General features: G+C 70.2%; 11 protein-coding genes. 3 read left to right on the forward strand and 8 right to left on the reverse strand.

Features of this window, described 5'->3' with window-relative positions:
* Positions 1–38 precede the first annotated feature (38 nt).
* Positions 39–755 (forward strand): DUF4333 domain-containing protein, encoded by a 717-nt coding sequence (locus tag BM362_RS00275; RefSeq protein ID WP_093571857.1) that lies wholly within the window; start codon positions 39–41, stop codon positions 753–755.
* 180 nt (positions 756–935) lie between these two features.
* Here the strand turns inward: BM362_RS00275 and BM362_RS00280 are convergent, their stop codons facing one another.
* The 5 genes from BM362_RS00280 to eccCa form a co-directional block, all read right to left on the reverse strand.
* A complete protein-coding gene (locus BM362_RS00280) occupies positions 936–1,226 on the reverse strand; it encodes a WXG100 family type VII secretion target (RefSeq protein ID WP_067587928.1) in 291 nt (96 codons plus the stop codon).
* A gap of 62 nt (positions 1,227–1,288) precedes the next feature.
* On the reverse strand, positions 1,289–1,612 hold the full coding sequence (locus BM362_RS00285) for a WXG100 family type VII secretion target (protein ID WP_009072357.1): 324 nt from the start codon (positions 1,610–1,612) through the stop codon (positions 1,289–1,291).
* A 241-nt stretch (positions 1,613–1,853) separates the two neighbouring features.
* Positions 1,854–2,213, reverse strand: a complete 360-nt coding sequence (locus BM362_RS00290) for a hypothetical protein (RefSeq protein ID WP_093571858.1) — start codon at positions 2,211–2,213, stop codon at positions 1,854–1,856.
* 14 nt (positions 2,214–2,227) lie between these two features.
* Positions 2,228–4,255: a type VII secretion-associated protein gene (locus tag BM362_RS00295; RefSeq protein WP_093571859.1), complete on the reverse strand. Its 2,028-nt coding sequence runs from the start codon at positions 4,253–4,255 to the stop codon at positions 2,228–2,230.
* A 40-nt stretch (positions 4,256–4,295) separates the two neighbouring features.
* Complete coding sequence (gene eccCa / locus BM362_RS00300; RefSeq protein ID WP_093571860.1) at positions 4,296–8,312, reverse strand: type VII secretion protein EccCa; 4,017 nt, start codon at positions 8,310–8,312, stop codon at positions 4,296–4,298.
* Between the two features lie 327 nt (positions 8,313–8,639).
* Between eccCa and eccD the strand changes: the two genes are divergently transcribed.
* Together eccD and BM362_RS00310 are read left to right on the forward strand one after the other, a co-directional pair.
* Positions 8,640–10,040, forward strand: coding sequence for a type VII secretion integral membrane protein EccD (gene eccD / locus BM362_RS00305; RefSeq protein WP_093571861.1), 1,401 nt, complete (start codon positions 8,640–8,642; stop codon positions 10,038–10,040).
* 8 nt (positions 10,041–10,048) lie between these two features.
* The gene (locus BM362_RS00310) at positions 10,049–11,707 is read left to right on the forward strand and encodes a S8 family serine peptidase (protein WP_093571862.1); all 1,659 of its coding nucleotides are present in this window, start codon (positions 10,049–10,051) and stop codon (positions 11,705–11,707) included.
* Positions 11,708–11,819: 112 nt separating this feature from the next.
* Here BM362_RS00310 and BM362_RS00315 read toward each other — a convergent pair whose 3' ends face one another.
* The 3 genes from BM362_RS00315 to eccB all read right to left on the reverse strand — a co-directional run bounded on the left by BM362_RS00315 (position 11,820) and on the right by eccB (position 14,882).
* A complete protein-coding gene (locus tag BM362_RS00315; RefSeq protein ID WP_093571863.1) occupies positions 11,820–12,845 on the reverse strand; it encodes a WXG100 family type VII secretion target in 1,026 nt (341 codons plus the stop codon).
* A complete protein-coding gene (locus BM362_RS00320) occupies positions 12,842–13,150 on the reverse strand; it encodes a hypothetical protein (protein ID WP_161269253.1) in 309 nt (102 codons plus the stop codon). The genes BM362_RS00315 and BM362_RS00320 overlap by 4 nt, the downstream gene beginning before the upstream one ends.
* Positions 13,151–13,241: 91 nt before the next feature.
* Positions 13,242–14,882 (reverse strand): type VII secretion protein EccB, encoded by a 1,641-nt coding sequence (gene eccB, locus BM362_RS00325; protein ID WP_093571865.1) that lies wholly within the window; start codon positions 14,880–14,882, stop codon positions 13,242–13,244.
* Positions 14,883–14,959: the final 77 nt, after the last annotated feature.

The raw sequence follows: 14,959 nt of genomic DNA on the forward strand, positions 1-14,959 counted from the left end.
CGCGCCCTTCCGCCGATCGATCTCCGAGGTGAGCACTGATGACCCAGCCCCCCGACCAGCACCCGCAAGGGCAGCCGCAGTGGTGGCAGCCGGGGACGAACGCGCCGCAGCAGCAGCCGGGCTACCCGGCCGAAGCGGACAGCTCCGGCTGGCAGCGCGGCCAGTGGACGCAACCTCCGGCGCAGCAACAGTTTCCGCAGGCGCAGTATCCGCAGCAGGGTTATCCGGCCCAGCCCTACGGTCAGCCGCAGAGTCAGCCGACGCCCGTGCCCTACGGTCAGCCGCAGAGTCAGCCGACGCCCGCGCCCTACGGCGGACCAGGGCAGGCGCCCAGCCAGCCGACCCCGGTCCCGCAGCCGCCGGGAAATCCTTACGGCGGCGGGTTCCAGCCGTCCGAATACGGCGGGCTCGGCGCGTTTTCCTCCGCCAAGCCAGGAAAACCGCGGTCGAAGAAACCGTTCCTGATCGCCGGGGCGGTTGTCGTGGTGCTGGCCGCCGCGGGCGGAATCACGTGGGCGACCGGAGTGTTCCGCGGGGACACTCTTGACCAGAAGTCGTTGCAGGAAGGCGTTTCCCGGGTTCTCAACGAGAACTACGGCGAGCCGGACGTGAAGAACGTCGCGTGCCCGTCGGGGCAGCAGATCGAGAACGGCACCACGTTCGACTGCACGGTGCAGGTCGGCGGGCAGCCGAAGAAGGTGACCGTGCGGGTGCTCAACGACAAGCCGGAATATTCTGTCGGCGCTCCGCACTAAGCGGCGACAGCGAGAGTCTTTCCGGAACCGGAGCTTTCCGCCCGGGCGGCAACCGTACGCGCGCTCGACGACTGGCCAGAATATTCCGTCGGCGCGGCTTCCGCGAAAGCCTTTCCAGAAAACGAAAACGGCGGGCCGACACCCGAAGGTGCCTGGCCCGCCGTGGTTTCGGAGCTTGGCTCAGAACAGGTTCTGCACCGAGCGGTCCGTCGCCTGGTAGCCGTCCGCGATCTGCGGCAGCACGGCGGCGATCTGCGCGAGCAGCTGGCCGAACTCCTCGAACTTCTGGTTCCACTCGTTCTGGGCCTGGTGGTACTGGTCCTTCGCTTCACCGGTCCAGCTGTTGGTCAGCGGGGCGAGGTCGCTCTGCAGGTTGTCGAAGAGCGTCCGCAGCTCGCCGCCGGTGGAGGTGCAGTCCTCCGCGGCGCGGTGGATGGTGCCCGGATCAACAACAATGCGGCCGTCAGGCATGTCGAACTCCTATCAGAAGAAAGAATGGAAGAAAGGCGAATCTGATACGGAAAGGGACTGGATCAGCCGAGAACGCCGAAGCCCTTGTTGAGCGAGTTGATGTGCTCGTGCTGAGCCGCCTCGCTCTTGGCGTAGGTGGATCCCGCTTCCTGGAGCAGCTCACCGATGCGGTGCAGCGCGTCGTTCAGGCCGCGACCGCAGTCGTCAAAGCGGCGCATGACGTTGTCGAAGGCACGCTGGGCGTCGCCTTCCCAGCCCGCGCGGGTCGCTTCGATGTTGGAGCGCAGGTCGCTCAGGTTCTTGTTCATCCGGCTGGTCGCGTCGACGACGCGCCCTTCCGCCGCGGTGAATTCCTTCGGATCCCCAGTGAAACCGCCAGCAGCCATGGGAGCTACCCCCTTCGTCAGTGGTTGTGCGCGCCGGCTGGTGTTTCCGGCACTGCACCTACGACGAAGACATTGCCAGTTCGGTTCACACTTGTCGCGACTTCTTCGCAAGTAGTTGCTTGCGTGAACGCGCCATCGGGGAACCGCCCGGCAACGGCCGGGTGAACGGCTGACCGGTGCTCGCCAAAAAACCTTGTCCACCAGCGTGGTTAGCACACGCACAGCCGGTTTCCGGAAACTTTCAGAGGTCCCGGCTCATGATTCGCGACTGCGAAAAGTCCTCGTCTTCTTCACTCGTCCGTGTCTGTTCGGGCGAAATCTCGGGACGAACGGGAACCGGCTCGGGTACGACGGGCTCAGCGGGCATCGGCAATCCGCGAGCCGCACGGAACCGGCGGGCGGCCCCGCGCAACGCGGACGGCGGGGGTTCCGCGGCACCGGAAAACCGCCGCCTGCCGAACTCCTTCAGCAATTCCCGGTTCTCATTGCGGTGCCGTTCGCTGCGCGCGAGCGCGGTGCCCGCGACGCGGCGCGAGAAGGTGACGGCGTCCTGTCCCGCCCGGGTGAAGGCCGCCGGCGCGGATTCCGGTTCGGACGGCACAGGCGCTCGCTCCTTCAGCTGGTGATCTTCACCGTGCGCACCACCTGCTCGCACGCGGCGTCGACGCGCTGCCGCACCGCGGGCGATTGGTACTGGCAGCCGACATGCACCCGGATCCGCCCCTGCACGACCACATACCAGCGGACGGTGATCCGTTCCGGTTTGCTCTCGACATAGCCGATCACGTTCCGGCCACCGTAGGTCAGATCGGGGCTGAACGCAGTGTAGTTCGCGTTTCCGCTGACCCCGGACCGCAAAGCTTCGACGAGTTTCTGCCGATCGGCCGTCGCGTCGTAGTCCATGACGAACTCCTGCGCGAGCACGAGATCGTTGCCTCGGTCGGCGTCCTGCGGGTGCAGGATGACCTGCCGGTCCGCGACCTCGTCGGTGGTCTGGATCCAGTCGTTCGGCGCGACGAGGCTGAAGTCGTATTGGGAGAACGAGCGGCCTTGATCCGCGTTGTCCCCGCTGCTGACGAAGTACCCGGCTCCGCCCGCGATCAGCGCCACGACCGCCACTGCCGCGGTGATCAGCCACAGACGTTTCTTCGACTTGCCCACGGCTTCGCCGGACGCGTCCGCTCCGGGAACGGCGAACACTCCGTTCGCGGAACCGTTCTGCCCCAAGGAGTTCTTGCCCGGTCCGGTCTGCAATGGACTCGGACCGGCGGACGCCGCGACGCCGAACGGCGCGCTTTGCGGTCCCCTGGCCGGATCGGCGGGCGAGAACCCGCGCGGCGGCAACGGCTGCGCCGGAGCGTTCCGCGGCGGCGCGTTCAGTGCGTTCGGCGCCGGCGGCGGGCCGCGGCGGATCGGCGCGTCTCCGCGGACGATCTCGGTGCGGTGCTCGGATTGCCCCGGGATCGACGAACCGGGCAGCACACCGGTGCGGTCCGGTTCCAGCAGCACCGCACGGAGCGCGCCGCGTGCCACGACCGTCTCCGGCTGGTCCAGGCTCGTCGGCACCACGCCGGTGCGCTCGTGCACGAGCCGGGAGATCATCGGGATCCGGCTCGAACCGCCGACGAGGAAAATCGCCGCGAGCTGCTTCGGGCGCAGGCCGGAGTCCGCGATCGCGGCACTGGTCAGCTCGACCACCCGGCCGAGCGGAGCCCCGATCAGCCGTTCCAGGTCCACCCGCGTCACGTGCGCGTCCGCGAACGGCGGCGGCAACGGCACATCGGTGTACGTGTGCCGCGACAACGTTTCTTTCGCGCCGCGGACGTCCTGGCGCAGCACCCGGCGCCGCCGGCGCTCAGCCAGCTCTCGGCCCTCGACGAGCTGCTGCCACGCCTGCGGATCCGTGCCGGACACCAGCGACCCGACGTGCTCCAGCAACGCCTGGTCGATGTCGGCCCCGCCGAAACTCGGGTCGCCTCGCGTGGCCAGCACCTGGAACCCGCCCCGCTGCGGCGGCGCACCCGGCACCCGGGCCGCGCGCGCGGCCTCCGGCGACCGCTGGACGACGCTGACGTCGACCGTGCCGCCGCCGAGATCGAGCACCGCCAATGCGTCGCCAGGACGGCCGGAGAACTCGACCGTCCGACCGCTCGGCGAGACCTCCGGGGCGAAGGTGGCCGCGTGGTAGACCGCCGCGGCCACCGGTTCCGGCACCAGCGCCACCTCGCGCGCCAGCCTGCCCGCGGCCTGGCGCAGCAGCCGGGTGCGGATCGCGCCCCAGTCCGCCGGGTGAGTGAGCACCAGCAGGTCCACCTCGACGTCGCCCGCGACGCGCCGGGCCTCGGCGACCGCCCGGTCCAGCACCGCGTGCACGACGTCGATGACCCGCAGTACCGAATCGCCGAGCAGCAGATCGCCCTCGTCGATCCGCCGCTTCGGATTCGGCTCGTACCGCGACGGGTCGACGGCCGCCTGCCGCTCGGCCTCCTGGCCGACGAACAGGGTGCCGTCGGACGCCGCGTACACCGCCGAGGACATCAGCGGCTGCCCGTCGATCACCACGACCTGCGGTTCGCGGCCGTTGACCGACACGACGACACAGGTGCTCGAAGTCCCGAAGTCGACCGCGACCCGCACCGTCACCGGGCACCCCTTCCGTCAACCGCGACGGCCCCCCGGTCGGTCAGTCGGGCTGGATCCACGACACCTGCACGAGCTGCTTGCCGTTCTTGCGGCTGAGCATGTTGCCCCGGCCCGGCGGCATGGCGCTCGGCCGGATGTTGCCGATCAGGTTGCCCTCGTCGCGGGAACCGTTCATCACCATGCCGGTGGCGGCGAGTTCCTTGAGCTTGCCGATGACCGGGTCGTACGCCGCCCGCGACGCACCACCGGTGCGCCGGACCACGATCAAGTGCAGGCCGACGTCCTTGGCCTGGGCGAGGAACTCCGACAGCGGCTTGAGCGGGTTGGTGGACTGCGTCGCCACCAGGTCGTAGTCGTCGACCAGGACGAACAGCTCCGGACCGGTCCACCAGGACCGGGTCTTCAGCTGTTCCTGGGTGACGTCCGGACCCGGCAGCCGCCGCGTCATCGACCCGTGCACGTCCTGGACCATGCTGTCCAGCTGCGCCGACGACACGGCGTAGCCGAGCAGCGAATCGCCCTCAAGGAACCCGAGCATCGTGCGCCGGTAGTCGACCAGCAGGATCACGGCCTCCTGCGGCGTGTAGCGCTCGGTGATGCCGCGCGCGATCTGCCGCAGCAGGTTCGTCTTGCCGGACTCGCCGTCGGCGAACGCGAAGAAGTGCGGGTCCGCGTCGAAGTCCAGGTAGATCGGCTGCAGGTCTTCCTCGTTGACGCCGATCGGGACGAGCTTGCTGTCCCGCTTCTGGTCGATCCGCAGGACCTCTTCGTAGGTGATCATCTCCGGCAGCAGGCGCACCTGCGGAGCCACCCGGCCGCGCCACGCGCCGCGGATCTTCGCGACCGCGTCCGCGACGCCTGCCGCGACCGTCTCCGGATCGCTCGACCCGTCGATCCGCGGCAGGCCGGTGAGCAGGTGCAGCTTGTCGCGGGTGAGCCCGCGTCCCGGCCGCCCGGCCGGGACGTTGACCGCGATCCGGCGGTCCATTTCGGACTCCGTCGGGTCGCCGAGGCGCAGCTCGAACCGCGTGCCGAGCATGTCCTTGATCGCCGGCCGGAGGTCGGCCCACCGGTTCGCCGAGATGATCACGTGCACGCCGTAGGCGAGACCCTGCGTGGCCAGCCGCGTGATCGACGTCTCCAGCTCCTCGAAGTCGTCGCGCAGCGCCCGCCAGTTGTCCACGATCAGGAACGCGTCGCCGAACGGGTCCTGCTCCGGCGTGATCTCGCCGCGGCGCTTCCGGTTGCGGAACTCCGTCATCGAGTCGACGCCCAGCGCCCCGAACCGGCCTTCGCGCTCGGTCAGCAGCGTGGTCAGCTCGGCCACGATCCGGCGGGCCTTGTCCGGCTCGCGCCGGGCCACCGCGACCCCGCCGACGTGCGGCAGGTCCGCGAGACCGGCGAGGGTACCGCCACCGAGGTCGAGGCAGTAGAACTGCGCTTCCTCGGGGGTGTGGGTGAGCGCCATCGACATGATCAGCGTTCGCAGCATGGTCGACTTGCCCGACTGCGGACCGCCCGCGATGACACCGTGGCCCTGCGCACCGGCGAAGTCCGCCCACAAGAAGTCGCGCCGCTGCTCGTAGGGCCGGTCGACGATGCCCATCGGCACCTGCAGCCTGCCGTTGCCGAAGAATCCGACCGGGGACAGGCCGCGGTCGTCGGTGGGGTTGAGGTTCGGCAGCATCGTGTCGAGCGAGTTCGGCTCGTTCAACGGCGGCAGCCACACCTCGTGCGCCGGCGGGCCCTGCCCGATCAGGCGGCTGACGATGACGTCCAGCTCGCTCGGCTCGACCGCCTCCTCGGACTCCCGCTGCTTCGGAGCCTCCTCCTCCTGCACGACCGGTTCCGGCTCGGGTTCCTTCGGCAGTTCCACGAAGTCCGGCACGAACAGCTGCGGCCGCTTGTCCGCGCGCACCACCGTCGCCGCCGGCCCGGCCGCCTTGATGCCCGCCGGCCGGTACGGGCCCGAAACGTAGGAAGCCTTGAACCGCACCAGGGTCGAGGTGTCGTACTTCAGGTAACCGCCACCGGGCACCGACGGCAGCTCGAACGCGTCCGGCACACCGATCGCCGCGCGCGACTCCGCCGCGGAGAACGTCTTCAGGCCGATCCGGTAGGACAGGTGCGAGTCGAGGCCGCGCAGCTTGCCCTCTTCCAGCCGCTGCGACGCCAGCAGCATGTGCATCTGCAGCGACCGGCCCAGCCGGCCGATGGCGACGAACAGGTCGATGAAGTCCGGCTTCGCGGCCAGCAGTTCGGAGAACTCGTCGCAGACGATGAACAGCGCGGGCAGCGGGTCGAGGTCGGCGCCGTTCTCGCGGGCCTTCTCGTACTCCCAGACGTTCTTGAAGTTGCCGCCGTTCTTCAGCGCTTCCTGGCGGCGGTTCATCTCGCCCGCCAGCGCGTCCTTCATGCGGTCGACCAGCGTGACCTCGTCCGCGAGGTTGGTGATGACCGCGGACACGTGCGGAGCCTTGTCCAGCCCCAGGAACGTCGCGCCACCCTTGAAGTCGACGAGAACGAAGTTCAGCGTGCTCGACGAGTGCGTGGCCAGCATGCCCAGCACCAGCGTGCGGAGGAACTCCGACTTACCGGAACCGGTCGCTCCGATGCACAGGCCGTGCGGGCCCATGCCCTCGGCCGCGGCCTCCTTGATGTCCAGTTCCACCGGCTGGCCGTACTCGCCGACGCCGAACGGGACGCGGTAGCGGTCGCGGATCGGCCGAGGCCGCCACGCCTGCTGGACGTCGAACGTCATCGGGTCGCCCGGGATGCCGAGCAGTTCCAGCAACGACGGGTTGGACAGCAGCGGCTCTTCCTCGCTGACGTCCGCTCCGCCGCCCCCGCCGACGCGGTACGGCGCGATCAGCCGGGCCAGCGCCTCGACCTCCACCACCGACAGCGAGTCCGGACGGCCGAACCACTCGACCCCGCCCGCGCTGCGCGCCCCGAGCCGGTCCTCCTCGACCACCAGCCGCAGCCCGCGCCGCGCGGCGAGGTTGCCGATCGAGTCGGAAAGGTCGACCAGGGTGACGCCGACCAGGCCCTCCTCGAGGATGATCTGCTCCTCGCGGGTGACCTCGGCGTCGTCGACGATGATCACGATGTGCGGCTGGTCCGGCGCGGGCGTGGCGTTCCGGGAGAACCGCTGCCGGTCCCGCAGCTCCTCGTCCAGCCAGTCCTCGATCTGCTTGAGCGAGCCCGCCATCATGCGCAGCTGGCCGATCCCGTCCGACAGCGTGGGGTGCTGAGCGTGCGGGAGCCACTTCGCCCACTCCCACTCCTCCTTCGCCCGGCCCGCGGTGGCGACCGCGATCATCACGTCGTCCGGGCTGTGGAAAGCGACCAGCTGGGCCAGCATCGCGCGGGTCAGCGCCCGGGTGCGGTGCCGCTCGCCCTGCATGCTGACCGCCGCGAACCCGCGAAGGGTGATCTGGGTGGGCAGGTCCGGCACGATCGAATGCGCGCGCACGAACCGGCGCAGCGCGAGGGTGGCGATCGGCTCCAGTTCGTCCACCGGGCCGGTCTGGGGCGGGACCAGCCGGGTGGCGAGGCGGTGCGAGCTCCGGCCGACGCGCAGGTGCAGGAAGTCCTGGTCGTTCTGCCTGCGCTCCCACATCCGGCGGCTGGCCGCCAGCGACCACAGCGACTGCGGATCCGGGTGCACCCATTCCAGCGCGGCGCGCTGGTCGACCATCGCCTCGCGGGCACGGTCGCGCATCTGGCCGAGATACCGCAGATAGTCCTTGCGGTCCTCGTCCATCTCGGCCTTCTTCTGGCCACCGCCCTTGCCGCCGCCTCCGGCGAGCATGCCGACGGTGCCCATCAGCATCATGCCGCTCATCATGATCGTGGTCGGGTTTTTCCCGCCCATGGTGAACATGAAAACCATCATCCCGAGCGACGCGAAGATCATCACGCCCGGAATCGCCTTCGCGACGATGTTTCCCGGGATCGTGCGGGGCACCTCGGGCGGCGGCTCGAGATGCACCTCGCCGCCGGGCGGGCGCGGTGCGGCCAGCCGCGGCGACTTCTTGAACTGCAGCGTGCTCATCTCGAAGGACCCCTCTATTCCTGCTCGACGCCTGCACCCGGGTGCGCGGGACAACCTATCGAACGTCGTCCCGGAAATCCGGCCAACTCCAGGATCGGCATCTCACACCCCTCCCCGGGCCCCGGCGGGACCCGTCCTCCCCGTGCGCCCGAGTGTAGGGACCACCACCGACAGTTATCGGGCCAGGCGGACGAACCCGCTGGCCGGAATGGCCGCACCCGGCCTGGGCGGGTACTTTCGCCGATGATTTGCGGAGACGCGCTGAAACCTGCCACCAGGTTCGGTATAAGTTCCCCCGGGAGCTGACTCTTCAGAGCGGGGGATCTAGTGGCAACGGGCACGACGGTATTCAGCAGGGTCACGGTGGTCGCACCGACGACACGCATCGACGTCGCGCTTCCGGCCGACGTGGCGGTGGCCGACCTGCTGCCCATGCTTCTGGAGATGGCCAAGGAGGTCACTCCGGACGGCGGGGCCCGGCACGGCGGGTGGGCGCTGGCCAAGCTCGGCGACGCCCCGCTCGACCCGAGCCGGACGCTCGCGTCCCTCGGCGTGGTCGACGGCGAGCTGCTGCAGCTGCGCAAGCGGAACGAGAACCCGCCGCCGCCGATGTACGACGACGTGGTCGACGCCATCGCGGAGGCCGACCCGGACACCTTCCGCCCGTGGACGAAGGAAACCGCGCGCCGGTTCGGCCACACTGCCGGCGGGCTTGCCCTGTTCTTCTCCGCCCTGGCCCTGTTCTTCAGCGGTTCCCTCTACGGCGGTTCCGCGCTCGGCCCGGCAATCGCCGGCGGCCTCGGCGCGATCGCCTGCGTCGCGATCGGCGCCACGCTCACCAAGGCCTACCAGGCCGAGGCCACCGGCGTGCTGATCGCCGCCGCTGGCGGCCTTCCGCTGGCCTTCGTGAGCGGGTTCTACATCGTGCCCGGGTTGTCGGTCCGGGCGAACCTGCTGCTCGGCGCCGTGCTGGTGCTGATCGTCTCGGCGGTCTGCATCCTCGTGGTCAGTGCGGGCATCCGGGTGTTCATCGCCACCGCGACCGCAGGCCTGTTCGGCGCGCTCTCCTTCCTCGTCGCGACGCTCGTGACCAGCGCCGACACCGCGTCGGTCGCGGCAGGCACTGTCGCCGTCGCGCTGGGCTGCATCTCGTTCCTGCCGCGCGCCACCATCTGGCTCGCCAAGCTGCCGCTGCCGTACGTGCCGAGCACCGCCGAGGAACTGAAGGAAGACACCGGCTTCCCGGACTACAAGGCGATCGAGCAGCGCACCGCGATCGCGCACGACTACATGACCGGCCTGATGATCGGCTGCGGCGCCACCACGGCCGGCGCGGCGATCCTCGCGGCCACCGCGCCGAACGCCTTCGGCATCATCCTCGGCGTCGTCGCCACGCTGGTCCTGCTGCTGCGCGCCCGCGCCTACGCCAACGGCGCGCAGGCCATCGCGCTGCTCACCACCGGCATGGTCGCCGCGGCGGGCATCCTGCTCGGCTGGCTGTTCTTCTCCGCCACCGCGGAGCAGCGGCTGCTGTACGTCTTCGGCGCGCTGATCCTGATCGCCGCGGCCGCTCTCGTGGTCGGCGTGATCTTCCCGGACCAGCGGTTCTCGCCGCCGCTGCGGCGCACCGTGGAAATCATCGAGGCGATCTGCATCGCCGTGGTGCTGCCGCTCGCCCTCGGCGTGATGGACCTCTACTCGACGCTGCGCCACCTCAACCTCAAGTGAGCCGCGCGATGGGCTCCCGACGTTCCTTCCCCCGCAGGCTCGGCGTTCCCGGCCGGGCCGGGGTGGCGTTGTTCGCCGCCGGGCTCGGCCTGATGTCGCCGTTCGCCGCCGCTCCGGCGTCGGCGCAGACGGCGGACGCGCCCGCGGGCACCTGGGCCACTCCGCCGCCGCTGGGTCCCGGCGACGCGCCGCCCGCGGACAGCGGCCGCCCGGACACCACGTACAAGAAGAAAAACGACTGTGTGCAGCGCAGTCTCGGGCAGAACGTCGAGATCAACTTCCGCCCCTGGGGCCAGGAATACCTGCAGCTGGAGAAAGCGCAGCAGATCGTCCGCGCGGCGACCGGATCGGTCGGCGGCAGCCAGAAGGTCGCCGTGATCGACACCGGCGTCACGCAGCACCCGTGGTTCCAGAACCGGGTGGAAAGCGGCGGGGACTACGTCGCCACCCCGGACAACGGCGCTGCCCCGGGCCTGCAGGACTGCGACGGCCACGGCACCGAGGTCGCCGGGATCATCGCGGGCAACCCGCAGAACCCGAAGGTCGGCTTCATCGGCGTGGCCCCGGACGCGCGCATCGTGTCCTACCGGCAGCTGAGCGAGAACTACGCCAAGGACGACAGCCCGCAGCAGCCCCCGGCTCCCCCCTCCGGCGGGACCGGCGCGCCGCCCTCGGGCGGCGAGAGCCAGCAGCCCCCGGCGGACAGCGGCAACAGCCAGCTGCCCCCGTCCTCGGGCGGCGGCACCGGCAGCGGAAGCGGCACCGCGCCCCAGCAGGACGACAAGGGCGACAACCGGCAACTGCAGAAGGAAGGCACCGCGGGCACGCTGAACACGCTCGCGCAGATCATCCGCGGCATCGCCGACAGCCACCGGGCCGGCGTGATCAACATGTCGGTCGACCACTGCCGCGCGGGCACCGCGCCCGGCGACATCCAGGACGGCGAGCGCAAGGTACAGGCCGCGGTGCACTACGCGGCCGAAAACGACATCGTGGTCGTCGCGGCCGCGGGCAACGTCTCGGAAAACTGCCCGCAGAACGACCAGGCCGACCCGAACAAGCCGAAGTCGATCGTCACCCCGCCGTGGTTCTCCGACGACGTGCTGTCCGTAGGGGCCATCCAGGAGGACGGCGGCGTCGCGCCGTTCAGCGTGCACGGCCCGTGGGTCGGCGTCGCCGCGCCGGGCACCAAGATCGTGTCGCTCGACCCGGCGGAGCACTCCAGCGGACTCGCGAACCTCACCATCTCGAACGGCAACCCGTCGCCGATCCAGGGCACCAGCTTCGCCGCCCCGTACGTGGCTGGCGTCGCCGCGCTGGTCCGTTCGATGTTCCCGAACATGAAGGCAAGCGACGTGGTCAAGCGGCTCAAGGCGACCGCGCAGCATCCGGCCGCTCCTGGCGGGCGCGACAACTTCGTCGGCTACGGCGTGATCGACCCGGTGGCCGCGCTCACCGCGAACCTGCCGGGCGACACCGGCAACCTCTCGCTGCCGAAGCCGGTGGTGCAGGAGGCCAAGCTGCCGCCTGCCGACGGCATCAGCTCGACCCCGATGATCGTCGCGCTGGCCGGCACCGGCGGCGGGGTGGCGGCGCTGCTGATCACGCTGTTCGTGGTGCACACGATCCGGCGGAACCGCTCCAGGTCGTCGCCCTCGACGAGATAGCTTCCGGGACGAAAGAGGGCCGCTGTCCGCGTTCTGCGCGGGGGCGGCCCTTTTTGCCGCGTGCCGGTTCTCACCGGCGCAAACACCCACGACCCCCGACCTGGCCCCTGTGTCACTTGCCGGTTTTCGGCGGCTTCCCGTCCTTTGCCGGCCGCCGCGCGGGCGGGTCCTGACCGATCACCGGCGGAGTCACCTGCGCGGGCTCGCCGAAGATCTCGGACGTCTTCGCCGCCGTGCGCTGCCGCGGCTTGTGCTGCGCACTGCCGCCGCCACCGCCTCCGCCGCCCATTCCGGCGAAGCCCATCATCGGCATCATCGACGTGCCCGAGCCCTGGTTCGCCGCCGCGGGCTGCGCGGCCGGAGCGACCGGCTCGACGGGCGGGATGCCCGCCTGGTCTTGCTCCAGCCGCGGGTCGGCGGCGGTTTCCTTGCCCTGGTGGGAATTCTCCGCGGCGGACGGGCTCACCGAATCGTCCGAAGAGGACGCTGAAGAGGCCACTGCGGGCTCTTCAGCGGCAGCCGGGCCGGTTCCCGCGGGGGCGTCGGCGTCGTGCAGCCGGAACTGCTGCGCCGGATAGTGGTGCCGCAGTTCGATGCTCGACGGACTCCCGGCCGGTGCGTCCACTCCGGCGCACAACCGGCCGAACTCGCGCAGGACGTCCTCCGCGGTCTCGTGCAAGGACTTCAGCGACTGCTCGGTCTCCCGCATCTGCGACCGCGCCCGGGAAGCGCCGCCCTTGGGCAGCATCGCCGATTCGGACAGCAGATCAGCCGCGTCGACCAGCACCTCTTCCGCCGCGCCGGTGATCTTGCGCAGCGATTCGGTGAGCTGGTCGATCGAGTCGGCGAGCGCGTCGAGCGCGTCCTCCGCTCCCTCGCTCGCCGCGCGGATTTCACCGAGGTAGGCGACAAACGCGTCCGCGTCGGGGCCGGTCCACGACGCGTCGATCCGGCCGAGATCCTCCGCGAGGTCCGTGGACGCCCTTGCCGCCGTGCGGGCCGCGGCGCGCAGGCTCTCGGCCTCCGCGTCCAGTTCCTCCCAGCGGCCGGTGAGCGGCCGGTAGTAGGCGGCGACCGGATCGGTCACGCCCAGTTCGCGGGCGAGCTCGGTCACGTACGCCAGCGACGGCTCCGTCACGAGATCCTCCCGGCGCGCTCGATCCGCTCGGCCGCGTCGGCGTCCCGCTCGGCGTGGCCGGTGGTGAGCTGCTCCAGCGCCGCGGCGACCGACCGGAGCGCGGCCACCCCGGCGGTGAGCTGGCCGCGCAACGCCTGCGAGGCATGTGCGTACGACTCCGGCACGCCCAGCTGCGCGGCCACCTCGCCGTACGCCTCGGCGGTGGTCGCGCCCGAGCCCACCTCGCCCGCGGCGGTCTCCAGTTCGTCGGCCGCCCGCGCGACTTTCGCCGCATAGCCGCCGACGACCGCGCCGTCGATGCGCACGGCGCTTGTTCCCGGACTGCTTCCCGGCGCTGCCACGTTCAACCCTCCGCTCACCCGGTGCGTGTCCGAGTGTGACGGACGGAGCCCGCCGTCAGTTCCCGGCCGGTTGCTGCTGTCCGGCCGCCTGCGGTTTGTACGAGCCCGCGTTCGGGTCGATCGGGACCGAATCGAACTGCTTCATCACGTTCTGCACGTTCAGCGACGCCCCGGTCGGCAGGAGCCCGATGATCGACTCCGGCGCGGGCAGCCGGTTGTTCAGCCCCAGCTCCTCCGCGGTCGCCGCGTCCGGCACGCCGTAGCGGATACCGCGGTCGGAGATCAGCTGGATCGGGCCCTTGCCGAAGGTCTTCTCCGATTCGGTGGCCGACTGCACCACCGCGCCGTACCCGGTCGGCATGTAGAAGCCGGTGATCGGCACGCCGTTCGGGCCGGTGTTGCTGACGCTGATGATCTTCGAGGTGCCGTCGGCGTTCTTCTCCACCGGGATCTGCTTGTTGATGTAGACCGAGGTGTGCGCCTGGGAGCCGTCGGCGCTGAGCGACCAGCCGAGGCACGCCACCGGGGAGCCCTGCGCGGCGTCGAGGACGGTCGGGACGACCTTCGGATAGGTGTCGACCTGCACGTAGTCGGGGTCGCCCGGCTGCAGCACCTTAACGTTGTTGATCTTGTCGAGAGTCAGGGTCGGCGTGATGGCCGAACCGCCGCTCTTGGCCGTGCGCACGATGTCCGCGACGGCGGGCGACACCTTCTGGATGCCGCTCTTGGCGATGAGCCAGAACTCCAGCGCGCCGCCGGAAGGCTGGGTCGAGAAGACGCTGCCGACGGTCAGGCCGTCGAAGCTGCTCGGCGGCGTCGTGCCCTCGCCGGCCACCGGCGGCGGCGTCAGCTTGGTGACCTCGGGGATCGCGTTCAGGAGGGCCTGCGACACCTTGCGCGACTTCGTCGGCAGGTGCAGTGCGGACCGCACCGGGTCGTTGGAGCCGGACGGCACCTCCGCGCGCACGGTGTTCGCGTTCGGGTGGCTCTGCGTCGCGGGCAGCCGGTAGATGAGATAGGTCTTGCCGTTGCCGGCGTCGCCGAGCAGCGCCTGGTTCTCCTGCAGTTCGCCGCCGAGCTTGTCGATGCCGGCGATCACGTCGGTGTTGGTCTTGCCGACCGAGTCCGGCTGCGGCAGCGACGGGTCGAGCACGACCTCGTCGCACACCGCCCAGTTGGGGGTGGTCCGCTGGTCCGCCGACGGGATCAGCTGCGGGCCGTCCGGGATGCCGGTGAGCTTCTCGCGCGGCATGTTCTTCAACTGTTCATCCGAGACGACAGTCGGGTTCTTCACCTCGGCCGCCTGCTGCTGGCCGCCCTGCTGTCCCTGTCCGCCTTGCTGTCCCTGTCCGCCCTGCTGTTTCTGCGCCATGAGGATCAGCCGCGCCGACGCGAGGTTGAACGTCGGGATCAGCCGCGCCGGGTTCCCCGTGACGACATACACGGTGCCGGACTGCTCCCCGATCACGATGTTGTCCGAAGAGGGCACAGACGGCGCGGGGCTCAACAGGCCCCACAGCACGAAGACGACGGCGCCGAGCACGCCGAGGATCACGCCGACCGCGGTCGCGCGCCCATGGGAGCGCATCGGGTCGTGCAACATCACCGCGTCGCGGCGGACCAGTGCGGACTGCATCCGGCGCAGGACGAACTTGTATGCCTGAACCTGAGACTTAGTCGTGGGTGTTGATGGCATTCTCGACCTACAGTCCTCCCCGTCGCGGTACGGTTCCGCAGGATAGCCGTACGGGGACCGTCTGGTGTGGGGTTTCT

Source organism: Amycolatopsis rubida, from assembly GCF_900115345.1.
Lineage (GTDB): Bacteria > Actinomycetota > Actinomycetes > Mycobacteriales > Pseudonocardiaceae > Amycolatopsis > Amycolatopsis rubida.

Excerpts from the sequence above, each read along its gene's own strand:
- eccB (WP_093571865.1), bottom strand. The coding sequence starts at position 14,882 with ATGCCATCAACACCCACGACTAAGTCTCAGGTTCAGGCATACAAGTTC.
- BM362_RS00280 (WP_067587928.1), bottom strand. The coding sequence starts at position 1,226 with ATGCCTGACGGCCGCATTGTTGTTGATCCGGGCACCATCCACCGCGCC.
- BM362_RS00310 (WP_093571862.1), top strand. The coding sequence starts at position 10,049 with ATGGGCTCCCGACGTTCCTTCCCCCGCAGGCTCGGCGTTCCCGGCCGG.
- eccCa (WP_093571860.1), bottom strand. The coding sequence starts at position 8,312 with ATGAGCACGCTGCAGTTCAAGAAGTCGCCGCGGCTGGCCGCACCGCGC.
- BM362_RS00275 (WP_093571857.1), top strand. The coding sequence starts at position 39 with ATGACCCAGCCCCCCGACCAGCACCCGCAAGGGCAGCCGCAGTGGTGG.
- BM362_RS00285 (WP_009072357.1), bottom strand. The coding sequence starts at position 1,612 with ATGGCTGCTGGCGGTTTCACTGGGGATCCGAAGGAATTCACCGCGGCG.